Raw genomic sequence first — 22,097 nt, 5'->3', positions numbered from 1 at the left:
GACCTCCAAGTGGAGTGGGGCTTGTCTAAGAGTCCGATCCACAAGGAGGTCTTCAATGTCCCATGCTAACGCGCTTCTGACGCCGAAGGGACGGCTCCGGCTGGCCCGGTGCATCGTCGATGACGGGTGGCCGCTGCGCCGTGCTGCTGAGCGGTTCCAGGTGTCGGTGACGACCGCAGCGCGGTGGGCGGCCCGTTACCGGGAGCACGGTGAGCACGGGATGGGTGATCGTTCCAGCCGGCCCATCAACTCCCCGCGACGGACCTCCATGCGGCGGGAGCGGCGGATCGTCGCGATCAGGGTCAACCGCCGCTGGGGCCCGGCACGGATCGGCTATCTGCTGGGCATCCACCCCTCCACGGTGCACCGGGTCCTGTCCCGATTCGGGCTGGCGAGGCTGTCGTGGCTGGACCGGGCCACGGGCCGGGTGATCCGCCGCTACGAGCACCACAGACCCGGGGACCTGGTCCACGTCGACATTAAGAAACTTGGACGGATCCCCGACGGCGGGGGCCACCGCAGTGTCGGCAGGGCCGCCGGAAACCGGAACAAGACCGGCACCGCGGCGAACAGGAGACCGGGCCACGCTTTCTTGCACAACGCCGTCGATGACCACTCCCGGCTCGCCTACACGGAGATCCTGACCGATGAGAAAAAGGACACCGCGGCCGGATTCTGGGAACGTGCCAACGCCTACTTCGAGTCCCACGGGATCACGGTCAAACGGGTCCTGACCGATAACGGTTCCTGCTACCGCTCCTACGCGTTCAAAGACGCCTTGGGCCCGGACATCAAGCACAAACGCACCCGTCCCTACAGGCCTCAGACCAACGGCAAAGTCGAGCGCTACAACCGCACCCTGCTCGACGAATGGGCCTACGCCCGTCCTTACAGATCAGAGGCCGAGCGTGTTGCCGCTTTCGCTGGCTGGCTCCATCACTACAATCATCATCGAGGTCACACCTCACTCAAAGGTCAGCCACCGGCCAGCCGCGTCACCAACCTCTCAGGTCAATACACCTAGGCAAAAGCTGCCGCGCTGCCAAGCGGCCCCGCGATCAGCCGCGCTGGACCTCCACCAGCCTGACTTCGGCCAGGCGGCCGCCGTCCACCACGGCCTCCATGTAGGTGCAGGCCGGCTGGCGGCGCCGATCGGTGGGCGAGCCGGGATTCAGCAGCCGCAACCCGCCGGGCGACACCGTGTCCCAGGGAATGTGGCTGTGCCCGAACACCAGCACGTCGGTGCCCGGATACAGTGCCTCGCACCGCAGTTCGCGGCCCTTTGCCTGGCCGGTCTCGTGGACCATCGCAAAACGCAACCCGTCCAGGACCGCGGTGGTTTGCGCGGGCAACCGCCTGCGAAGGTCGGGGCCGTCGTTGTTGCCGTAAACGCCCAGCAGGCGCCGGCTCCGGTGCTCGAACTCGTCGAGCAGCGCCGCCTCTACCCAGTCACCCGCGTGGAACACCACGTCGGCCTGGTCTACGGCGTGCCACACCTGCGCCGACAGGCTCCTGGCCCGCTTGGGCACGTGCGTGTCGGCGATCAGGAGCAGGTTCAACGGCATATCCGAATCCTGCCATGACGCCCTGTTCCCGTGCTGCCCGGAGTCGTAATCTGGGGGCTGGGAGGTGATTGCCATGGAGGCAGCCCAAGGCGACCGCATCGTGGTGCACGGGAGGACCGTGGGGTCCACGGACCGGCACGGAGTGATCATCGAGGTGCGGGGCGAGGGCGGGCACCCGCCGTACCTTGTCCGCTTTGATGACGGGCACGAAACCGTCATGTATCCTGGCGGCGATTTCGCCGTCGACCACGGACACGGCACCTGACGGTCCAGCGGGACTGCAGCCCCCCGCTTCACCTGTCAGACTGGACCAATGGATCATTTCCCGTCCGCCGGCATGTCCGCCACTCCACCGCAGCGCACCGGTCCGCGCGACCCGGGCGACGCCTGGGTGGAAGGGGACCGCGGCCGCTACTGGGGCCGGTTCGGAGCGGCCGGCGTCCTCGCGTGGGACCCCGCCAAGGGTGTGCTCCTTCAACACCGTGCCGTCTGGAGCCACAACGGGGGCACCTGGGGCCTGCCCGGCGGCGCGTTGCACCAGGGCGAAGAACCCGTTGACGGCGCCCTTCGTGAAGCCTATGAAGAAGCCGCCGTCCCGTCGGAGAGCGTGGAAGTGCTGTTCACTTCCGTGCTGGACCATGGTTACTGGTCCTACACCACGGTGGTGGTGCGGGTGCGGGAATCCTTTGAACCGGTGATCAGCGACCCCGAAAGTATCGCCTTGCTCTGGATCCCGGTGGCGGAGGTGGACGCCCTGGACCTGCACCCCGGTTTCGCCGCGGCCTGGCCGGACCTGCTGGCACGGCTGGACACTGACGAACCCTGGGCCGGCGAGCGCTGGTAGGCCGGCCTCCCGGACCGTTGACCAAGGGCCGGCGCCGGGATACCGGGGCTAGTACCCCTCGCCGTACTCCGCGGTGACCAGGATGGGCAGGTGGTCGGAATTTCCGCGCGGCAGCGTTTCCACGCTGGCGATGTCCAGGCCCAAGGACGTGGCAAAGTCGAAATGGCCCTTGAACACCTTGTACCGGGTGTAGGTCCGCCGGTTGCTCAGGGAGAGGGCGTACCCGGAGTTCTTCATATGCATGTCCAGGTTCTTTGTGAAGAACGGGTAGTTGAAGTCGCCCACCATCAGGGTCATCAGGCCCCTTCCCATGCTCAGCAGTTCCGCATGGGCCGCATGGATCTGTTTCCGCCGCAAAGAGTTTGACGCCGTCAACGGGGCTGCATGGAAGGAGCCGATCACCAGTTCATGCTGCGTCTCGGTGTCCATCACCCGGGTGCCGATCAGCCGCTCGTGTGCCGGCGCCAGCACCCTGTCGTGCATGGACTTCTTCAACGCGAAGGACTGCGTGTCCAGGGCGGTGAAGCGGCTGGTGCGGTAGTAGATGGCCAGCCCCAGCCGGTTGCCCTTCGTGGCATCCGCCAGGTGCAGGGGTCCAAGGGTTTCCGGGAGGTCGCTGGCGTCCACTTCCTGGAGGCACAGCGCATCGATGTCATGGTTCCGGGCCAGGGCGAGGAGCTCGCCGCTGGCCTTGTGCTTGCGGAGGTTGTAGCTGATGACGCGCATGAAACACCTCTTTTGAGGGTTGCTGACAGGACCAGTTCCTTACTCTAGTCCGATTGCCACCCGCACCCTCCAACATTTCGCTGCCTGCGCGGCCGTGCCGTGCCATGTCCCCGGGAGATAGAGTTAGTGGCAATTCACTGAATTTCCGTAAGGGGCCAGCCTTGACCGCAGACCTGCCTGAACTCGCCGACGGCAACTTCTACTACCAGGACCTGGGCGGCGCCCGATTCCGGTCCACCATCCATGCCCAGGGCGCCTGGAACGCCCACGAACAGCACATGGCGCCGGCATCGGGCCTCATGGCGGACGTCCTTGAACGGCACCAGCCACGGGACGACATGCGGATGGCCCGCATCAGCTACGAGATCCTTGGGCTGATTCCCGGCGGGGAATTCCGGATCGACACCGCCACCCTGCGGCCCGGCAAAACCATCGAACTGGTGCAGGCGGAACTGGTGGCCGGCGGGCGCACCGCCATCCGCGCCACCGGGTGGCGCATGCTGACCAGCGATACCGCCGGCGTTGCCGCCGTCGAGGACACCGCCATTCCCGGCCCGGACGAATGCAAACCGTACGACGCCGCAGCCATTTGGCCCGGCGGCTACATCCGCTCCCTCGAAATGAGGGTGGCTGAGGGCCACCGCCCTGGGTCCGGCAAGGTGTGGCTCCGCACCGACCACCCGCTGACCAGCGCCGCCGACAGCGGCGACCTGGCCCGGCTCATGGGCCTGGTTGATACAGCCAACGGCATCGCTGCCCGGGTTCCGCCGGGAGAGGGCAGCTACGCGTTCCCCAACCTGGACCTGCAGATCCACATGTACCGCCGTCCCCAGGGGGAATGGCTGGGACTGGACAACGCCGTCTCCTTCGGCAGCGATGGCATCGGGCTGACATCCACCGTGCTCCACGACCTGCAGGGCCCGTTCGGCCGGGCCGAACAAATCCTGACATTGCGCAAATCCTGACTTTCCCCGGCTATGGTGCAGGCATGTATCGTTGGGTATCGTTGTATATCGTTCGCGATCGGCAAAGGAGTTCATCATGCGTGCTTCACACCCTGCAGGCGGATTTGGCGGAAACAACCTCGATGGCATGTGGCAGGCCGTCGAGGAGCTGCGTTCCCGGTTTGAGAAGCGGGCCGGAACCCGGGCCGGAAAAGGCGAAGTGCGGGCGGCGGTCCTGGCACTGCTCGCGGAGCAGCCCATGCACGGGTACCAGATTATCCGGGAGATCGAGGAGCGCAGCGGCGGCAGCTGGAAGCCGAGCGCAGGTTCGGTGTACCCGACGCTGCAGCTGCTGGCGGATGAAGGATCGATCAGTGCCGAGGAAGCGAACGGCCGCAAGATCTATTCGCTGACCGAAGCCGGCCGCGAGGAAGTGGCGGCCACCCATGGCTCGGCCCCCTGGGATCCGGCCGGTCAGATGTCCGGCGGCGTTGCTTCCCTCCCCAAGGCCGGGATCGAGCTGGCCCAGGCCGCGGCGCAGGTGGGACGCACGGGGTCCCAGGACCAGGTGCACCAGGCCGTGGCGGTGCTGGATGAGGCCCGCCGTCGCCTGTACGCGATCCTCGCCCAGGACTGAACCGGGTGGCGTCCACGGTCCAGGGCGGGGCCAACCCTCCGCCACCCCTGCGGGAGCACCGCGGGCGCTACCGGCGGATCCTGCGCTTCGCGGCATGGAACCTTGCCTCCACCTGGTGGTTCGAGCTGTTCCTGCCGCGGGTGGGACTCGGCCCGATGGCCGCTCGGAGCCGTTCCCGGCGGATGCGGCGCTTCGCCCAGCGGTTCCACGACCTCGCCGTGGAACTTGGGGGGCTCATGATCAAGGTGGGCCAGTTCCTGTCCTCGCGCCTTGATGTCCTGCCGCCGGAAATCACCAAGGAGCTGGAGGGGCTGCAGGACGAGGTGCCCCCGGTGGCCTTCCCCGCCATCTCTGCCCTCGCGGCGCAGGAACTGGGGACGCCGCTGGAGCGCGTCTTTGCCTCCGTCGATCCAGCGCCCATCGCGGCGGCCTCCCTGGGCCAGGCGCACCGGGCACGCCTGGATTCCGTCGATGCCGGGGACACCGGCCTGGATGCCGTGGTCCTGAAGGTGCAGCGGCCGGGCATCGGCGCTATTGTCGACGTCGACCTCGCCGCCCTGCGCAGGGTTGCCGGCTGGCTCAGCCACATCCGGCTCGTTTCCCGCCGGGCGGACATGCCGGCGTTGGTGGAGGAGTTCGCACAGACCAGCCTGCTGGAAATCGACTACCTGCATGAAGCCGTCAATGCCGAGCGTTTTGCCGCGGACTTCGCCGGTGATGGCCGGGTGGAGGTTCCGGGCGTGGTGTGGGAGCGGACCACCCGCCGGGTGCTCACCCTGGAAGACGTCACTGCGATCAAGATCACGGACGTCCAGGCCCTGCGTGCCGCCGGCATCGATCCAGCAACCGTGGCCCCGGTGTTCGCGTCCATCATGTTCGACCAGCTGTTCACCAACGGCTTCTTCCACGCCGACCCGCATCCGGGGAACATCTTTGTCACCCCGGTTCCGCCAGGGGAAGGGGAACTGCCCTGGAAACTGACGTTCATCGATTTCGGCATGATGGGCGAGGTGACTGCCTCCACGCGCAGCGGGCTGCGGAAGCTGCTGATTGCGGCCGCCGCCCGGGACGGGAAGGGCCTGGTGGCGGCCATCAACGACGTGGGCGTCCTGATGCCGTCCGCGGACAGCGTTGGCCTGGAGCGCGCCATGACCCAGCTTTTTGCCCGTTTCGGCGGTATGGGCTTCGCCGAACTCCGCGACGTGGACCCCCGCGAGTTCCGTGACTTTGCAGTGGAGTTCGGCGACGTGGTCCGCTCACTGCCGTTCCAGCTGCCGGAAAACTTCCTGCTCATCATCCGGGCCATGTCCCTCACCTCCGGAGTGTGCAGTGCCCTGGACGAGCGTTTCAACCTCTGGGACTCGGTGGAGCCGTACGCCGCCCGGCTGCTGCGGAACGAGCGGGGCAACGTGGTGCAGGACGCGGCCCGGCAGGCCATCGACGCCGCCGCTGTTGCCTTCCGGCTGCCAGGCCGGCTCGACGCCCTGGCGGGCCGCCTGGAGGAGGGCTCGCTGCAGGTTGCCGTCCCGCGCCTGGAGCGCCAGGCTGCCCGGCTGGACCGGGCTGTGCGCCGCTCGGCGTCCGCCCTGGTCTTCGGAGCCCTGCTGCTCGCCGGGGCAGTGGTCCGGCCTGACGATGTTGCCCTGGGCAATGTGCTGATGACCGCATCCGCCGTTCCGCTGCTGCATGCCCTGTGGGTGGGGCGCCGGGGGCGTTAAGGCCGCCGCCGGCGTCGGGCGTAACCTAGGGATGGCCTGCCCATCCGCAGGCGTTGAACCTGTCGCCACCGAAGCTGTCGACGCTGAATGCCTGGGAGCCCCGCACTATGCACCACACCGGTACCGGATCCAGCACGCTCACCGTGGTGCGGCAGGATGTGTCGCTCGGGGCGGGCCGCGACCTTGAATTCGGGCTGGAGCTGCTGGCGAGGGCGCGAAGCGGCGGAATCGGTCCCACCCTGCGGCTGTACCGGCCCGCGCCCACGGTGGCGTTCGGGCAGCGGGACACCCGGCTGCCGGGATTTGAGGCCGCCGCCCAGGCATGCCGCGACAACGGTTTCGAACCCCTGGTCCGGAGGGCAGGCGGACGCGCAGCCGCCTACCATTGGGGCACCCTGGTGGTGGACCACATCGAGCCGGACACGGATGCCGTCGCCGGATCCAAGGCCCGGTTCGGGTACTTCGGCGGCCTGTTCGCGGACGCGCTGCAGCACGTAGGCGTGCAGGCGGCGGTAGGGGAGATCCCCGGCGAGTACTGTCCCGGCGAGTTCAGCGTCCACGGAACCGATGCCACGGACAGTTCCCGCAGGGTGAAACTGGTGGGCACCGCCCAAAGGGTGGTCTCCGGTGCATGGCTCTTCAGCTCGGTGATCGTGGTGGAGGACTCCGCCCCGATCCGCAAAGTGCTTACCGACAGTTACGCGGCGCTTGGCCTGGACTGGGATCCTGCCACCGCCGGCGCCGCCAATGACCTGGTGCCGGGTGTGGACGTGGCCGCTGTTGAACAGGCCCTCCTGCAAACGTATGCGGGCCATGCCACCCTGGAAACTGCTTCCTTCAGCAGCCTGGGGGCATGACCCGCAGCAATTGGTCCGGGGCGGCCGGTCAGGCAGCCAGGCGGCTCTTGACCTCGGCGGCTGAGGGGTTGGTGGCCGCGGTGCCGTCCGGGAAGAGGACCGTGGGTACGGTGCGGTTGCCGCCGTTCAGCTGCTCCACGAGCTCGGCAGTGCCGTTCACTTCTTCGATATTGATTTCGTTGTAGCCAATCCCCTGGGCGTCCAGCTGCTTCTTGAGCCGGTTGCAGTAGCCGCACCACGTGGTGGAAAACATGGTGATGGTGCCGGATTCGGGAGTGAAGTCCACAGGGATCTCCTAAACGTCGCTTGAAAGGTTTCCTTACTGTCAACCGTAGCGCGGCGGCCGGTATTCCCGGGTGTCGATAGGCTGCTGCGGTGCCCGGATGACAGTTTGTGGCGCGCGGTGGCAAGCTGGTGCCATGTGTGGACGCTACGTAATGGCACGAGCCGTGGGGGACCTCCTGGCCGAGTTCGACGCCGAACTCGAGGATGAGGTGAGCATCCCGCCGTCGTGGAATGTCGCACCCACCGACGCCGTCCCGATCGTGCTGGAGCGGCTGGTGGAGGACAGTGCCGCGCCCCGCCAGGTGCGCCAGCTGCACGTGGCGCGCTGGGGCCTGGTTCCGTCCTGGGCCAAGGATCCAGGCATCGGCTCCCGCATGATCAACGCCAGGAGTGAATCGGTGCTGGACAAGCCTGCCTTCCGCAAGGCTGTGCAGTCCCGACGCTGTGCCGTCCCGGCTTATCTGTAGTTGTTTAGTCGGCGGCCCCGACGCTTGGGGACTGAAACTGCTGAAGACGCGTCATCAATGCGGGTGATTCGTCTGTTAGGTTCCATTTCGTATGCCAGCTCGCTCAATGTCCGACGGTCTTCCCCCTACCGAGGAAATGGATCTGTCAGCTCAGGAGAACTAGTTGTTGTTACGGGCCAGGAAGTTTGGAGCTTGCTGGGTCCAGCCGCCCTCTTTCTTGACGGATTCCAGGCTCGTTTTGGCGGCTGCGGGAACCACAAGCCACCCAGCTTCGGTCCGGTCCGGAGTCTCGATCTTGAGGCCGTAGGATTCGAAGCTTTTCAACAGAGTGCACCCTATGGTTTTGCTTTCTCCGTGGGCGTCGACTGGAATCATGCAAATCGTCTTGCCGGCGGGAGCACCGGGGCTGAGGTTCTCTGCAGCAGGGGCGCCGTAGTACGTGATCGTCGCGCTGTGTCCCAAGAGCCGGGTATCCGAGGCATTAATGCCTGCATTCCCTATAACGGGGAGTGCTCCGGCAGGAACCCTGTCCGTCTCCTGCTGTGGGTGGTTTAGTGCTTCGATGATCCTGGAGGCGTCCTCTGATCTGTCCTCAGGGGTTGTCGCTAGGGCCAGTGCGCCAAGTACTAGAGCGCCTGCGAGGGTGCCAGCACCCAGGCGCCGGCCTCTTCGTTTCCTATCCCTTGCCGGCGCTTCCGGACGCTCGCCATCATGGATGAAGGGGTGTTGGACAGGCACTGGCAGCTGTACGAGCTGCTGGCGCAGCGCGGCGCTTCTCTCAGCATGGAATTGGTAGGGGCTCACAATGTCCTGCCTTCGAAAAATACTTGTTCAGTCGGAGGGGTGTTTAGGTCCAGAGCCCTGTAGAACGCTCCTAGCCTTGTCTTCGCGCGGTGCAGACGTGATTTCACTGTTCCTTCCGCAATTGCGAGGGCAAGGGCAGCTTGTCGAAGACTCAGCCCCTCAATAACACACAGAGTCAGCACGTCACGATCCCGTGGTTTGAGCCGTGCAAAAGCTGCCCGCAACAGCGCTGCCTCCACATCACGTTCGGCGGAATCAGCCAATTCGTCGGCAACATCTGCTCCCAGGGTTGGCGGTGGAAGCTGATCCAGAAAGGCCTTGTACCGCCGTCGCTGGCGGTTGTGGTTGCGGATGGTGTTGTTGGCCGTGACCAACAGCCAGGCGAGTATGGAGCCGTTGACTATGCGCACGTGCTCTCTGCGACGCCAGGCTTCATAGAAGACGATGGCGGTAATGTCTTCGGCATCAGGACCAGGGCCAATAATTCTTATCGAATGACGGAGCACTCGATCTCGGTGCCGATCAAAAAGCCTTCCAAATGCGTCACCATCGCCGTTGATTACCAGCAGCCACAAGGCCTCATCCGTGCTCTCTGATCCCCCGCTCATACTCCATAGTGTCCGGACCATTGAATTGGTTCCACAATGTCCGGGATTTGTTCCAACTCCTAGCTAGAAACGGGGGTTATTTCGGCTTGCCGGATTGATGCGATCGTTCGTGAGATTAGGCGTAGCGGCTCCTGCTGCGGGCGATCCGGCGGTGGCCAAAGGCCGTCAGCTGTCGGCGGGGGCCGGTTCAATAAGCTCCGGACCGTCGTTCCGCACGCTGTTGACGCGGTTGCTGACCACGCGGGGGATCAGGTGCGGTTCGGGCATGGAATCCAGTAGGGCACGGACGTCTGCCTCGGAGGTTGTGTCCGGGTCGAGCCAGTCCGAATACATTTCTGGAGGCACGATCAGCGGGGTGCGGTCGTGGATGTGGCCGAGGGCATCGGTGGCATTGGTGGTGATGATCGTAGCTGTGCGCAACCATTTGTCAGGGTGGTCGTTGGGCAGGGAAGGATCGGGCCAGTTTTCAAAGAGGGCCGCGAAGGCAAGGATTTGGTTGTCTGGCCCGTGGAGGTATGTGGGGATCTTCCCGCCCTCAGGGGTTTTTTCCCACTCAAAGTATCCGTCGCCTGCGAGCAATCCCCGTCTTGCCGATGCGGCTTTCCTGAAGGAGGGTTTCTCGGTGATGGTTTCCATTCTGGCGTTGATGAGTCTCGCACCGCCTTTGGGGTCCTTGGCCCAGGACGGAACAAGGCCCCAGCGTGCGGTGACTAACTTTCTCGTCACTGGTGCGCCGTCTCCTGAGCTCCGGTCCAGAATCAGGGGGACCGTGTCTGTTGGGGCCACGTTGTAGGAAGGCTGGAGTTCGTCGACGTAGGACTCCTCGACGTCGAAAGCCGCGAGAAGATCACCGACAGCTCTGCTCATGACGTATCTGCCGCACATAGGGCCATTATGCCCGCTGCTGCGGCCGCTCATCCTGTCCCGTGGCCTCAACTGTCGTCCAGTGCATCGATGGAAGGGGGATCCGTTGGTCAGTCGGCATCGTGCAAACCAGGGTGGCGCCGCAGCCGCAGCAGTTCGCCATGGGCGGCTTCCAGAGCGGCCTTGAGTTCGGAGATCTCGGCCCGATGCCGGGCCCGTTCGTCTCGGAGGGAGATGGTGAGGGTGCGGACGATGTTGCTTGTGGAGGTTGCCGCGGCGGGCTCGTTGGGCAGGGGCGCCCGCATGCCGGCAGTGCGGCTGCGAAGGTCTTGGATGCGGTTACGCAGATCAGTCGTGCGGTAGAGAAAGTCCTTGGAAACGTGGCCCGCCGTCGCGACCGCCTCAAAGGTGATGGGTGCGCCGGCTTTCAGTAGTGCACGTATTCCGGCGTCAGCGCGGTCCCGCGCTGCTTGGCGTTTTCGTGCCGCAGCCTGGGCGAGTAGTTCCGGATTGCCGCGGCTCACTGCGGCTCCTGCGGATCGTGGCGGTCCGCGTTGATGCGGGTTTGCGCTCCTGCACCTCGGATTGGCTCGTGAGCCTCGTTCGGTGATGTTTTGAGCGTCTCTACTATGGTCTCGAGTGCGCGCTGTTCTCGGCGCCGGAGCGTGAGCCAGACGTGGTTTTCGCTCATCGGTTGCCCCGTGCGTTGCTGGTGCGCAGCCTGCCGGCTGTCGATGAGCTGGTCGAGAGCGACGGCCTCGCCCTCGTGGACGCCCAGGAATCGTTCGTCGGTAACGAACAGGTTGCAGGTGAGGCAGGCGTTGCCTTTGTCGCAACTCTTGGCCGGAGGCAGCGTGCACCAGCCGTTCGGTAGTACCCGGTCGGTGCGTGAGTCCAATGCCATCAGCTCGTAGAGGTCCTCGCCTGCGATCGCCGATGCGGAGCCCGATGTCGTGATCTTGCGGTAGCGGAGGAACTCTGCTTTCGCTGTTGCGTCCAGGGTTTGTGCGTAGTGCATCGTCATTTCCGGGCTTAGATGGCCCATATAGCGCTGGACGACGTGCAGGGGGACACCGGCGTTGATGAGGCCTGTCGCTTTCGTGTGCCGGAACCGGTGTGTTTTGCCTAGATCCAGCGGGGTCCCGTCGGGTTCGGTCAACCCCGCGAGGGCTACGAGATGACGCAGTTGTTGTCGAAACCGCCCGTCCTTGTAAGGGTGCTGGCCGCGCAAATTGCCCTGAGCCTTGACGAACAAGTACTTCGGCGTCACATCGGTCTCGAAGTGTTCGGTGAGCCACCGGCGCTGCTCGGCAACGATCGCAGTGACTTCCTGGTCGACGAAGATCGTGTCCGGCGCGTCCAGGATTTTCGTCTGCTGGTAGCGCAGCTTCGCGATCTTCCCGCCCTCAGGCGTGGGACCCTCAACCGGGATGATCGGGTCAAGGTCCAGCATGCAGATCTCGTTGATCCGACGCCCTGTGGCCATCATCAGAAGCAGAATCCGCATCCCCTGCTCATCCCCCAACCCACCGAGCGAGCGAGGGACGCCAAGCAGGTGAGCGTGTGACGCCAGCGCCGACATGACGGCGTCGGTAAACAGGTGCCGTTCGTCGTAGCGGTTCTTGTGAACCCGCGGAATGTCTCCGGGCCGCCAGAACCTCAAATACTCGGGACCGATGCCGGCCCAACGCTCATCGCCGAGCGCCGCCGCAACCTCGGGGCCGAAATCGTTCATGAACGCGTAGAGTCCCCGGACTGCCGCGGTGATCTGCGCAACGCTCCCGATCGAACGGGGCTTGCCGGCGTTCTTCCCGTTGCGTGTCTTCGTCTGACGGATCTCGCCCAGGAACTCCAACATTAACGGGCGCAGTCGAGCGGGGTCGGAAGTGAGTCGCGGACCCGGGAGACCTCGGGCTGCAGCAAATTGTCCAAAGGCAAGGAGCGAGTTGTGGCGTCCGTGCACGCTTGCCCAGGTTAGCTGGCCCGCCTCGAGTTGGGTCTTGACGTAGAACATCGCGCCGTGACGGAACCACCCGGGTTGGAGTCGGTGCCAGTGGATCGCGACCTGCGAGAGCATCTCCTGCGGCCGCCGGGGGATCCGCAGGTCCATGGTCAGGTCCCAGATCTCTCGCTGCCACCATGGCCTCGTGTCGTATGCGAACCAGAGCAGCTTGCTGACCCGATCCAGCGGAGACAGGATAGTGCGCAGCGTGTTCGGATTGGGCAGCTGCTTTGTGCGGCGCACCCAGGTCGTAGCCAGCTCGGTGCGCCATCCCGCCGGCGTGTAGTCCATCACGCTCTCGAACGGCTGGCCCGCCCGCTGCAGCCGTTTCGATGTCGCGGCGAGCTCCCTCAGGAGTAATCCCAGCGACGCGCAGGGCACGCGCCCACCGAGCTCGACGATGCGCCAGATCGCGAACATCAACTCGTTCTGCATCGTCGTCGTCAGGCCGTCGAGGTGAATGTTGCCGATCTTGTCATGGTAGAAACCGAATGAGCTCAGGTGCTCGGCCGGGACCGAGTCCCGCGTGTAGTGCAGCAGCCGAAGCCCTTCGGGGACCGCGCTGAGCAGTTCCTCGTTCCGTGCCGCGTCGAAGCCCGGCGCTCCGCTCGCACTCAGGATCCCGACCATTTCTGCGTCAGATGTCCGCATGCCCGTCCCTCCATTGTTTTGTCACGGCGGACCAATCGGCCAGTGCCCGTAACTCTTCGTCCTCAGTCACCCAGGCGTAGGTGTTCAGGGTCGTCTGGACATCGGCGTGACCGAGTCGTCGACTGACCACATGAATCGGTCGGCCAGAGAGAAGCAGGGCCGTGGCATGCGTGTGACGGAACCAGTGTGGGGACCAACGCGCCGGCACATGATCGCCAAGCACGCGCTTTATCCTGGCGATCAGCTTGTAAATCGTCTCTGGGCGGATCGGCGCGAAGCGCTCTCCGCCGGCGACGTTCACGAAAACGTATGAGCTGTCGATGTCCTCCACCACCAGGTCCAGGCCCGCCTCGCAGAGGTGCCAGACGTACTCGGCGTAGAGGCGGTCCAGCTCGTCGGAAATGTAGAGCTTGCGGTAATTTCCGCCCTTCACCCGCGCCCCGTGGGGATGGGGATGTGGGACGACCTCGATGTACGGATTCTCGCCGCCGCCAGAATGCCAGTCCCGGTGCTGCAATGACAGCGCCTCGCCCAGCCGCATGCCCGTCTCCTCAAGCAAAGAAAAGAACAGCCGGTCCCTGAGAGATCCCGACCACGACCTCGTGCCGGGATCCCAGTGCGCGCAGGCTTGTTTGATGGAATCGATCTGCGCGGGCGTCAAGGTCGGTGCCGCCCGCCGTCGCCGCTGGACCTTCACCGACACAGACGCCGCACGAGAACCGCGTCGGATGTGAGTCAGGAATGGCAAGTACGGCGAGCTCGACTCCCGACCCAGGAACAGCGCCGGAATTCCCTCGAGGCCGCGCCACTGCTGAAAAACATAGAAAGAGCGAACCGCCTGCAGTCTCTGGGCCGCCGTTGCATCAGCGATCCGCGCCGGCGCTGCGGACAGAGATGCAACTCCCGGCGGGAGCCCCGACCGCATCCAGCCAAGGAAACCAGTGAAATCCTCAACACCGAACACGTCCCAGCTCCGGCCGCGAAGCTCGAGGAACTCCCACCACAAGGCCAAACCTCGCGCATAGGCCTTCACTGTGTTCGGGGACGCGTCGGTCTGCCGCAAAAACTCAAGGTACGACTCGATCTCCCTGGCTGGCAGCAGATCAGCGCCCAGAACAGTCCAAGTGGGCTCCTCGCCCTCCAACCGTATGCTTTGCACCCTCATCACGCGGCTCCTTTGCCAAGCCCATAGTCCACCCGGCAGACTCGCCGACCTCGCAGCGACACGAAAGACGGCCGCAACGTCAAAGACGCGTACCAGATAGTGCCGACTTCAACACTTCCCGGAAGGCAAAGACTGGCTGTTGAAGACTCTAAAGACGGAGGCCTTTCAGTATCGGATAACCCGGCCGATGGCTACTACGAATGGAAGCAAGGCCCGGGGAAGGCGAAGCAGCCGTACTACGTCCATCCCGGTGGGGACCGCGGCCTGGCCTTCGCCGGCCTGTATGAGTGGTGGAAGGACCCGTCCGTTCCGGAGGGGGAGCCGGGCCGCTGGTTGCTGTCCACCTCGATCCTCACGGCGGACACCCCTCCGCCCGGGGCGGAATCCACCATCTTTGGGAAGTTGACCGAACTCCACGACAGGGTGCCGCTGCCCATGGATAAGTCCACCATGGAGGCCTGGCTGGACCCGCAGGCCGATGATGCCGCCGCGCTGGTTGACCTGGTGCGGTCAGGGGTCAAGGACGCCGCTGCGGACTGGCACGTGGAATCGGTGGGCAAGGAAGTGGGCAACGTCCGCAACAACGGTCCGGAACTCATCCGCCCGGTGGAAGCGCTATTCTAGCAGCCCTGCGCGGGGTGTACTGCCCTCAGACGGTGACCGTACCGGCGTCGTCCACTGCCCAGGTGGGGTTGTACGCCACTTCCCAGCGAAAACCGTCGGGATCGGCAAAGTACCCCGTGTAGCCGCCCCAGGCCTTGGTGACGGGCTCGGCAATAACTGCTGCCCCCGCGGCAGCGGCCTGTTCCATGACGCTGTCCACCTCTTCGGGGCTGCCAAGGTTGCGGCTCAAGGTAATGCAGGGAATCCCGTCAGGTCGGCCGGTAACGGCTTCGGCCTGCATCTGGCGGGCATCCCAGAGCGAAAGCACCAGGCCGTGGTTCACCTGGATGAACAGCACTTCCCCGGCAACTTCGCGGTGGACCGGCCAACCGAGGCCATCAACGTAGAAGGCACGGGACTCCTCGACACTGCGCACGCCGAGGGAAATAAAGTCGACTCTGGGCTCCATGCTTCGATAGTGTCAGATGATGGCGACAATTCAAGGAAACGACCGGGATGCCCGCGCCGACAGGGAACAGCTCGCTGCTGTCCGGGTGGCCGTTGACGAAGTCGATGACCAGATCGTCACCCTGATCGCCCGCCGCGAGCGGCTGATCAGGATCGCCGGCACGCTGAAGGGCGACGACGCGGAAGTGCGTGCCCCGGGCCGCGTGGAGCGGATCATCGAACACGTGCGGTCGGCTGCGGAGAAAAAGGACATCGACCCGGACATCGTTGAAGCAACCTACCGGGCCATGATCTCCGCATTCATTGAACTTGAACTGCGGATCCACAAAGAAAACAGCTGAGGAAGCCTAAAGAGCTTCCTCCACCGGCACCCCGTGCTGGAACTCCCGGCCGTCCGCTTCACTGAAGGCTGACAGGACGTGCCCCTTCCCGAGCCCGTTCAAGGCCGTCATGGGAAAGCTTCCGGTGATGCTGTTCTCCGAGTGGGACACTCCGGACAGGTCGAAATCCTCCTCGATTCCCTGGTCCCGGTTGAACGAGTAGCAGGCGATTGCCTCCCCGTTCATGAATTCAATGCACAGCCGGCGCTGCGCCGAATAGTCGGGCGAGGCCCCCATCAGCCCCACCACGTAGGCGCCCGATACCGGAATGGTGCCGTCGATATCGAACGTCGCAACCAGGGTGGAGTCCTGGGTCTTGATGCTGGCCTGCTTCAGGAGCGCGTCATCGGTACTCATGCCAACATCCTGCTCCCTGCCGCACGCCCCGTCCACCCCCGCCTATGTTTTGGTGCGAACCCGGCGTAGACTGATTTTATTCGAATACATGTTCGAATATAGTTGTGATGGGCCAGGTCCGGGAGGTGCGCATGGGCATGTTCAGCGAATCCGTTGACGTGGCGTGTGCTGCCACCGGTGAGCCGGAATCATTGGTGTGGGCCGGTGTGTCCTACACCGTCTGCGCAGAACCCGTCCGCTGGTACGAACGCCGGCAGTGGTGGGCTGAGGACAGCAGGGCTCCGCTGGGCAGCGGGCCCGGAGTAGTGGACCACGAAATCTGGCGGGTCCAGGTGCTGCCAGCCCGGGGGGCCTCCCGTTCCGCCGCCGCGCAGGACCAGCCCGGGGAAGAAGCCCTGACCCTTGACCTTTCCCGCCATCTCCGCAGCAACCGTTGGCGGCTGGTGCGCATCCATGACGCCCTTCACCCCAGAACTGCCTGACCCGGAACAGCATGAGCTTTACCCACCTGCACGTTTCCACAGCCTTCAGCGCCCATTACGGAGTTTCCTGGCCGGAGGAACTGGCCATGGCTGCCGCCGCCGATGGCGCCACAGCCCTCGCCTGCACCGACCGGGAAGGCCTGTACGGCACCATCAAGCACCTCAAAGCCTGCATGGCGGCGGGCATCGACCCCATTGTGGGGGTGGACCTTGCGGTATTTGACGACGACGGCGATCACCGCACCCAGGTAGCCGGCAGGGTGGTGGTGCTGGCCAGGGGGCAGAACAACGGTGCCGGCTACCGCGCCTTGTGCCGGCTTGTTTCCGATGCGCACGCGAGGACCTCCGGGAAAGCCGGGGGAGTGGTGCCGGCAGCGGTTACCCGGGCCGAGCTGGCCTCCCGCACCCTTGACCCCAAGACCCTCAAGCCGGTGCTGACGGTACTGCTCGGCCCGGACTCGGACGTGGGCCGGGCCATGGGCGGGCGGCGCTACCTGCGTCCCAGGACCCTGTTCAAGCAATGGCTTGACGCAATGCCCGCCGGAACGGTGGTGGCGGAAACCGTCTCTCAACTCAGCGCGCCAGGCAGCCCATTCAGCACGGCGCACGCTGTGCGCATGCTGCGGCTCGCGGAGGAACACCACGTTCCTGCAGTCCTCACCAACGCCGTCCGGTATTGCGCAGCGGACGGCGCACCAACCGCAGATGTACTGGACTCTGCACGGACCTTGAAGTCCCTGCCTGAACTGGCAGGGGAACCACTGCTGCAACCCACTGGCCAGGGGTGGTTGAAATCAGCGGATCAAATGCTGGGCCTTGGCAAGGAAATCATCTCCGCCGCCGGTTATGGTGCCGCAGACCTCAAGCAATTGATGGCGCAGACCGAGGCGCTCGCCGACCTCTGCAGGATAGACCCCGCCACTGACATGGGATGGAAACAGCCCGTGGTGCCGGAAGCTGCCGTCATCGGTATCAGCCAGGATCCCCATACAGAACTCCTCCAGCGCTGCCATGCGGGAATCGGCAGGCGGTTCCCTGGCATCGGAGGTACGGCGGAACGGGACATGCTGGCCCGTTTGGACCATGAACTGGGGATCATCAACAACCTGGGCTTTTCCTCCTACTTCCTCACTGTTGCCGAGGTCTCCAGGATGATCCAGGACATGGGGGTCAGGGCGGCAGCCAGGGGATCGGGAGCATCCAGCCTGGTCAACTACTTGATTGACGTCAGCCACGTGAACCCCCTCCAGCATGACCTGATCTTTGAACGCTTCCTCTCCAACGACCGTGCCACGCTCCCGGACATCGACATTGACGTCGAAAGCGCCGAACGCCACAACGTCTACCGCCGGATCTTCGAGCGTTTCGGCTCCGAGCGCGTAACCCTGATGAGCATGCAGAACGGATACCGGGCCCGTGGTGCAGTCCGCGACGCCGGGCTGGCGCTGGGCATGGATGATGGCGAGGTGGGGGAGATCGCCAAGCAGCTGTGGCGGTTTTCCGCACGGAAATTCCGTGAAGCCCTCCAGGAAAAACCCGAACTGCGGGAATTTGCCGGAAGGGTGGAGCAGTCCGACGCGCAGGGAAACCAGCAACTTGACCTGCTGGTAGACCTGACCGAACGACTCGACCGGTTGCCGCGCCACATATCCATGCACCCATGCGGGGTGATCCTGGGCGATGCCACGCTCCTGGACCGCACACCGGTCCAGCCAAGCGGACTTGGCCTGCCCATGAGCCAGTTCGACAAACACGACATGGACCCCATGGGCATGCTCAAACTCGATGTCCTGGGTGTCCGCATGCAAAGCGCCATGGCTTTTGCCGTCCGGGAAATCATCAGGATCCACCCCTCAAAGGAAGAAGTGGTGGAGGCCGGGACCCACCCCGCAGGACCTGTTGGTTCGGGGCCGGATTACATTGCCGCCAACGGCAGGATCGACCTGAATGCCGTCCCCCTCGACGACGAAGCCACCTATGAGCTGATCAGGAGCACGCATACCCTTGGCTGCTTCCAGATCGAATCCCCCGGACAGCGCGAATTGATCGGCAAGATGGCGCCACGGGAGTTCAACGACCTCATCATCGATATTTCCCTGTTCCGCCCGGGGCCCATGAAATCGGACATGGTACGGCCTTTCCTGGAACACCGGCACGGGTTCGCCCCCGAGGTCTACCCGCACCCTGACCTCAAACCAGTGCTGCAGGAAACCCACGGGGTCACGGTTTTCCACGAACAGATCCTGAAGACGCTGGATGTCATGACCGGCTGCGGGCTGGCCAAAGCCGATGAATTCCGCAGGGCGTTGAGCAACGAGGCCGGTGAAGCCAGGGTGGAGGAGTACTTCCGGCGCCATGCCAAGGGCAACGGGTATACCCCTGAAGTAGTGGACAAGGTGTGGGGGACATTGAAGTCCTTTGCCAGTTTCGGTTTCTGCAAGGCCCACGGGGCCGCCTTCGCCGTCCCCACCTACCAGTCCGCCTGGCTGAAGACACACCACCCCGAAGCTTTCCTTGCAGGCCTGTGGGAGCACGACCCCGGCATGTATCCCAAACGGCTGCTGGTGGCCGAAGCCCGCCGGTTGGGTATCCCCATCCTTCCCCTGGACATTAACCGGAGCAAAGCCGAATACCGGGTGGAGCGGATCGCGTCAGGCGCGGATGCGGGCCGGCTCGGAATCCGGCTCAGTCTGAACGGAATCTACGGCCTGTCTGCTGCAGAACTGAAACGGATCGTCGCCGGCCAGCCTTACGACTCGCTGGCGGACCTTCGGGCGCGCTCGCGGCTGAGCAAGCCCAGCATCAGGCGCCTTGCGCAGCTGGGGGCTTTTGATTCCCTGCACCGGGAAGCCGGAGGCCCTGCCAACCGCGCGGACCTGGTGCACCATCTGCAGCAGCTCCAAACAGCAAAGACAGGAAAGAAGGGCGTTGAGGTCCTGGAAGGGCAGTTGTCCCTGCCCCTGGGCGACATCGAACTGCGCAATATCAAACCCGGGCTTCCAGCCCCCACGGTGGTGGAAAACGTCCGGGCGGAACTTGACCTCATGGCCGTGGATGTCAGTACCCACTTGATGGACAGCCACCGGCCCCTGCTGGAGCGGCTGGGCGTCACCACGGCAGATAAGCTCCTCAGCCTGCGCAACGGCACCGAAGTGCTGGTGGCGGGGGTTCGGGTTGCCACCCAGACGCCGCCCATGCGCGGCGGAAGGCGGGTGGTGTTCATCAGCATCGATGACGGTACCGGCTGCGTGGATTCAGTGTTCTTCCACGAGGCCCAGGAAAGCGCCGGTCCGCTGCTGTTTGGTACCCGCCTGCTGCTGATCCGTGGAACCACCAGAAGGACCGGTCCCAGGGGCATCAGCATCAGCGCGTCCATGGCGTGGGACCTGAGCCGAACGGAGAGCCTGCCCTTCCCGGAATCCGGCACAGGGCCCGCCCCTGTGTCCAGGCATGATGCCGCCGGAGATGGGCCGCATCCGCTGGATGGCATCAGCAGGACGCTTGCGATCACCGGGTTCAACGGGTGAGAGCTGCGTCGCTGCCCCCGTGTGCCGCGTTGGTCGCCCCATACCGGAACCGATAGCATTGACGGTGGCTGGCTGTGGTCCCCGTATGCCACAAGCTATGAAGCCTTAACTTTGAATAGGAGACACCCGTGTCAGATGCCCAGCAGATCACCCTTCTCGTCGATGGCGAAGAGACCAAGGTGACTACCGGGACAACCGGTGCGGAACTCTTCTTTGAGCGCCGTGACGTTGTTGTTGCCCGCGTCAACGGCGAGCTGAAGGACCTTGACCAGGAACTTCCCGAAGGCGCCGAGGTGGAGGGCGTCACCATTGATTCGCCCGACGGACTGAACGTCCTGCGCCACTCCACCGCCCATGTCATGGCCCAGGCTGTGCAGCAGTTGCGCCCCGACGCCAATCTCGGCATCGGCCCGTACATCACCGACGGCTTCTACTTCGACTTCGACGTTGCCGAGCCCTTCACCCCCGAGGACCTCAAGACCCTCGAAAAGATGATGCTGAAGATCATCAACCAGAACCAGAAGTTCGTCCGCCGCGTGGTCAGCGAGGACGAGGCCCGCGAAGCCATGAAGAACGAGCCCTACAAGCTTGAACTTTTGGGCAAGAAGAACGAAGCCGCCGAAGCCGGGGAAGGCGTGAACGTCGAAGTCGGCGCCGGCGACATCACCATCTACGACAACGTCGAGCGCAAGGAAGGCACCACCGTCTGGTGCGACCTCTGCCGCGGCCCGCACCTGCCCAACACGAAGCTCATCTCCAACGCCTTCGCCCTGACCCGTTCGTCGTCGGCCTACTGGCTGGGCAACCAGAAGAACCAGCAGCTCCAGCGCATCTACGGCACCGCCTGGCCCACCAAGGATGCCCTGAAGGCTTACCAGGAGCGCATCGCCGAGGCCGAGCGCCGCGACCACCGCAAGCTCGGCTCCGAACTGGACCTGTTCTCCTTCCCTGACGAACTGGGCTCGGGCCTTCCTGTCTTCCACCCCAAGGGCGGCATCATCCGCAAGGAGATGGAGGATTACTCACGCCAGCGCCACGTCGAGGCCGGCTACGAGTTCGTCTACACCCCGCACATCACCAAGGGCCACCTGTACGAGGTCTCGGGCCACCTGGACTGGTACAGGGACGGCATGTTCCCCCCGATGCACGTCGACCCTGAACTCAACGAGGACGGCACCGTCCGCAAGCCCGGCCAGGACTACTACCTGAAGCCGATGAACTGCCCCATGCACAACCTGATCTTCCGCTCCCGCGGCCGGTCCTACCGCGAACTGCCGCTGCGGCTGTTCGAATTCGGTTCGGTATACCGCTACGAGAAGTCCGGCGTGGTGCACGGCCTCACCCGTGTCCGGGGCATGACACAGGACGACGCCCACATCTACTGCACCCGCGGGCAGATGAAGGACGAACTCACCAAGACACTGACCTTCGTCCTGGACCTGCTCAAGGACTACGGGCTGAATGACTTCTACCTGGAGCTCTCCACCAAGGACCCTGAGAAGTACGTCGGCGACGACGCCACCTGGGAGGAAGCCACCGCCACCCTCGCCGAGGTGGCCCAGGAGTCCGGGCTGGAGCTTGTGCCCGATCCGGGCGGAGCCGCCTTCTACGGCCCCAAGATTTCCGTGCAGGCCAAGGATGCCCTGGGCCGCACCTGGCAGATGTCCACCATCCAGCTGGACTTCAACCTGCCCGAGCGCTTCGAGCTCGAGTACCAGGCCGCCGATGGCAGCCGCCAGCGTCCCGTGATGATCCACCGTGCACTCTTCGGATCGGTGGAGCGCTTCATGGGTGTCCTTACCGAGCACTACGCCGGGGCTTTCCCCGCGTGGCTGGCCCCGGTCCAGGTCGTGGGCATCCCGGTGGCGGAGGCATTCAACGACTACATGTTCGACGTCGTAGGCCAGCTCAAGGCGGCGGGTATCCGTGCCGAGGTGGACACGACCTCGGACCGCTTCCCCAAGAAGATCCGCACCGCCAGCAAGGACAAGATCCCGTTCGTGCTGATCGCGGGCGGGGACGACGCCGAGGCGGGCGCCGTTTCATTCCGCTTCCGCGACGGAAGCCAGGACAACGGTGTGCCTGTTGCTGAGGCAGTCAAGCGCATCACCGAAGCCGTCCGCAACCGGACCAGCTAGCCGAA

Annotated in this window: 22 protein-coding genes and 2 pseudogenes; 13 read left to right on the top strand and 11 right to left on the bottom strand. The window is 64.5% G+C overall.

Annotation, left to right across the window (positions count from 1 at the left end; genetic code table 11):
• Positions 1–55: 55 nt before the first annotated feature.
• Complete coding sequence (locus tag ACZ9J7_RS17970; RefSeq protein WP_476207300.1) at positions 56–1,024, top strand: IS481 family transposase; 969 nt, start codon at positions 56–58, stop codon at positions 1,022–1,024.
• Between the two features lie 34 nt (positions 1,025–1,058).
• On the opposite strand, the gene ACZ9J7_RS17965 is transcribed toward ACZ9J7_RS17970, so the two are convergent.
• The gene (locus ACZ9J7_RS17965; RefSeq protein WP_476211894.1) at positions 1,059–1,565 is read right to left on the bottom strand and encodes a metallophosphoesterase family protein; all 507 of its coding nucleotides are present in this window, start codon (positions 1,563–1,565) and stop codon (positions 1,059–1,061) included.
• A gap of 73 nt (positions 1,566–1,638) precedes the next feature.
• Here ACZ9J7_RS17965 and ACZ9J7_RS17960 point away from each other — a divergent pair, with 73 nt between their 5' ends.
• Together ACZ9J7_RS17960 and ACZ9J7_RS17955 are read left to right on the top strand one after the other, a co-directional pair.
• Positions 1,639–1,830, top strand: a complete 192-nt coding sequence (locus ACZ9J7_RS17960; protein WP_476211312.1) for a DUF1918 domain-containing protein — start codon at positions 1,639–1,641, stop codon at positions 1,828–1,830.
• Between the two features lie 48 nt (positions 1,831–1,878).
• Positions 1,879–2,409: an NUDIX domain-containing protein gene (locus tag ACZ9J7_RS17955; protein WP_476211311.1), complete on the top strand. Its 531-nt coding sequence runs from the start codon at positions 1,879–1,881 to the stop codon at positions 2,407–2,409.
• A gap of 48 nt (positions 2,410–2,457) precedes the next feature.
• Here the strand turns inward: ACZ9J7_RS17955 and ACZ9J7_RS17950 are convergent, their stop codons facing one another.
• The gene (locus tag ACZ9J7_RS17950) at positions 2,458–3,135 is read right to left on the bottom strand and encodes an endonuclease/exonuclease/phosphatase family protein (protein ID WP_141160303.1); all 678 of its coding nucleotides are present in this window, start codon (positions 3,133–3,135) and stop codon (positions 2,458–2,460) included.
• Positions 3,136–3,296: 161 nt separating this feature from the next.
• Between ACZ9J7_RS17950 and ACZ9J7_RS17945 the strand changes: the two genes are divergently transcribed.
• The 4 genes from ACZ9J7_RS17945 to ACZ9J7_RS17930 all read left to right on the top strand — a co-directional run bounded on the left by ACZ9J7_RS17945 (position 3,297) and on the right by ACZ9J7_RS17930 (position 7,291).
• Positions 3,297–4,100 carry a thioesterase family protein gene (locus tag ACZ9J7_RS17945; RefSeq protein WP_476211310.1) on the top strand — a complete coding sequence of 268 codons (804 nt, stop codon included), beginning with the start codon at positions 3,297–3,299 and terminating at the stop codon, positions 4,098–4,100.
• Positions 4,101–4,176: 76 nt separating this feature from the next.
• Complete coding sequence (locus tag ACZ9J7_RS17940; RefSeq protein WP_476211309.1) at positions 4,177–4,716, top strand: PadR family transcriptional regulator; 540 nt, start codon at positions 4,177–4,179, stop codon at positions 4,714–4,716.
• Between the two features lie 5 nt (positions 4,717–4,721).
• Positions 4,722–6,434 carry an ABC1 kinase family protein gene (locus tag ACZ9J7_RS17935; RefSeq protein ID WP_476211308.1) on the top strand — a complete coding sequence of 571 codons (1,713 nt, stop codon included), beginning with the start codon at positions 4,722–4,724 and terminating at the stop codon, positions 6,432–6,434.
• Positions 6,435–6,541: 107 nt separating this feature from the next.
• On the top strand, positions 6,542–7,291 hold the full coding sequence (locus tag ACZ9J7_RS17930) for a lipoate--protein ligase family protein (protein ID WP_476211307.1): 750 nt from the start codon (positions 6,542–6,544) through the stop codon (positions 7,289–7,291).
• 28 nt (positions 7,292–7,319) lie between these two features.
• On the opposite strand, the gene ACZ9J7_RS17925 is transcribed toward ACZ9J7_RS17930, so the two are convergent.
• Positions 7,320–7,577 carry a mycoredoxin gene (locus ACZ9J7_RS17925; RefSeq protein WP_476211306.1) on the bottom strand — a complete coding sequence of 86 codons (258 nt, stop codon included), beginning with the start codon at positions 7,575–7,577 and terminating at the stop codon, positions 7,320–7,322.
• 151 nt (positions 7,578–7,728) lie between these two features.
• Between ACZ9J7_RS17925 and ACZ9J7_RS17920 the strand changes: the two are divergent.
• A pseudogene (locus ACZ9J7_RS17920) lies at positions 7,729–8,034 on the top strand (SOS response-associated peptidase family protein); the annotation flags it as partial.
• Between the two features lie 168 nt (positions 8,035–8,202).
• Here the strand turns inward: ACZ9J7_RS17920 and ACZ9J7_RS17915 are convergent.
• From ACZ9J7_RS17915 to ACZ9J7_RS17890, 6 genes are all read right to left on the bottom strand, one after another.
• Complete coding sequence (locus ACZ9J7_RS17915) at positions 8,203–8,847, bottom strand: hypothetical protein (RefSeq protein ID WP_476211304.1); 645 nt, start codon at positions 8,845–8,847, stop codon at positions 8,203–8,205.
• The gene (locus tag ACZ9J7_RS17910) at positions 8,844–9,455 is read right to left on the bottom strand and encodes an RNA polymerase sigma factor (protein ID WP_476211302.1); all 612 of its coding nucleotides are present in this window, start codon (positions 9,453–9,455) and stop codon (positions 8,844–8,846) included. Before ACZ9J7_RS17910 ends, ACZ9J7_RS17915 begins: the two co-directional genes overlap by 4 nt.
• A gap of 165 nt (positions 9,456–9,620) precedes the next feature.
• On the bottom strand, positions 9,621–10,340 hold the full coding sequence (locus ACZ9J7_RS17905; protein ID WP_476211300.1) for an SOS response-associated peptidase: 720 nt from the start codon (positions 10,338–10,340) through the stop codon (positions 9,621–9,623).
• Positions 10,341–10,429: 89 nt separating this feature from the next.
• Complete coding sequence (locus ACZ9J7_RS17900; protein ID WP_476211299.1) at positions 10,430–10,843, bottom strand: DUF6262 family protein; 414 nt, start codon at positions 10,841–10,843, stop codon at positions 10,430–10,432.
• Positions 10,840–12,972, bottom strand: coding sequence for a tyrosine-type recombinase/integrase (locus tag ACZ9J7_RS17895; protein WP_476211297.1), 2,133 nt, complete (start codon positions 12,970–12,972; stop codon positions 10,840–10,842). The genes ACZ9J7_RS17900 and ACZ9J7_RS17895 overlap by 4 nt, the downstream gene beginning before the upstream one ends.
• A complete protein-coding gene (locus ACZ9J7_RS17890; RefSeq protein WP_476211296.1) occupies positions 12,959–14,137 on the bottom strand; it encodes a tyrosine-type recombinase/integrase in 1,179 nt (392 codons plus the stop codon). Before ACZ9J7_RS17890 ends, ACZ9J7_RS17895 begins: the two co-directional genes overlap by 14 nt.
• 180 nt (positions 14,138–14,317) lie before the next feature.
• Here ACZ9J7_RS17890 and ACZ9J7_RS17885 point away from each other — a divergent pair.
• Positions 14,318–14,761, top strand: a pseudogene (locus ACZ9J7_RS17885) (SOS response-associated peptidase); the annotation flags it as partial.
• 25 nt (positions 14,762–14,786) lie between these two features.
• On the opposite strand, the gene ACZ9J7_RS17880 reads toward ACZ9J7_RS17885, so the two are convergent.
• The gene (locus tag ACZ9J7_RS17880) at positions 14,787–15,209 is read right to left on the bottom strand and encodes a VOC family protein (RefSeq protein ID WP_476211294.1); all 423 of its coding nucleotides are present in this window, start codon (positions 15,207–15,209) and stop codon (positions 14,787–14,789) included.
• A gap of 19 nt (positions 15,210–15,228) precedes the next feature.
• Between ACZ9J7_RS17880 and ACZ9J7_RS17875 the strand changes: the two genes are divergently transcribed.
• Complete coding sequence (locus tag ACZ9J7_RS17875; protein WP_168223142.1) at positions 15,229–15,549, top strand: chorismate mutase; 321 nt, start codon at positions 15,229–15,231, stop codon at positions 15,547–15,549.
• Positions 15,550–15,555: 6 nt separating this feature from the next.
• Here the strand turns inward: ACZ9J7_RS17875 and ACZ9J7_RS17870 are convergent, their stop codons facing one another.
• Positions 15,556–15,945, bottom strand: a complete 390-nt coding sequence (locus ACZ9J7_RS17870; protein ID WP_476211292.1) for a hypothetical protein — start codon at positions 15,943–15,945, stop codon at positions 15,556–15,558.
• A 131-nt stretch (positions 15,946–16,076) separates the two neighbouring features.
• On the opposite strand from ACZ9J7_RS17870, the gene ACZ9J7_RS17865 reads away from it, so the two are divergent.
• From ACZ9J7_RS17865 to thrS, 3 genes are all read left to right on the top strand, one after another.
• Positions 16,077–16,427 (top strand): DUF6504 family protein, encoded by a 351-nt coding sequence (locus ACZ9J7_RS17865; RefSeq protein WP_476211893.1) that lies wholly within the window; start codon positions 16,077–16,079, stop codon positions 16,425–16,427.
• 11 nt (positions 16,428–16,438) lie between these two features.
• On the top strand, positions 16,439–19,954 hold the full coding sequence (locus ACZ9J7_RS17860; protein ID WP_476211290.1) for a DNA polymerase III subunit alpha: 3,516 nt from the start codon (positions 16,439–16,441) through the stop codon (positions 19,952–19,954).
• A gap of 128 nt (positions 19,955–20,082) precedes the next feature.
• The gene (gene thrS / locus ACZ9J7_RS17855; RefSeq protein ID WP_476211289.1) at positions 20,083–22,092 is read left to right on the top strand and encodes a threonine--tRNA ligase; all 2,010 of its coding nucleotides are present in this window, start codon (positions 20,083–20,085) and stop codon (positions 22,090–22,092) included.
• Positions 22,093–22,097 lie beyond the last annotated feature (5 nt).

It is taken from the genome of Pseudarthrobacter sp. TE9888 (assembly GCF_056279345.1).
This window is presented reverse-complemented; position numbering and strand designations above follow the sequence as displayed.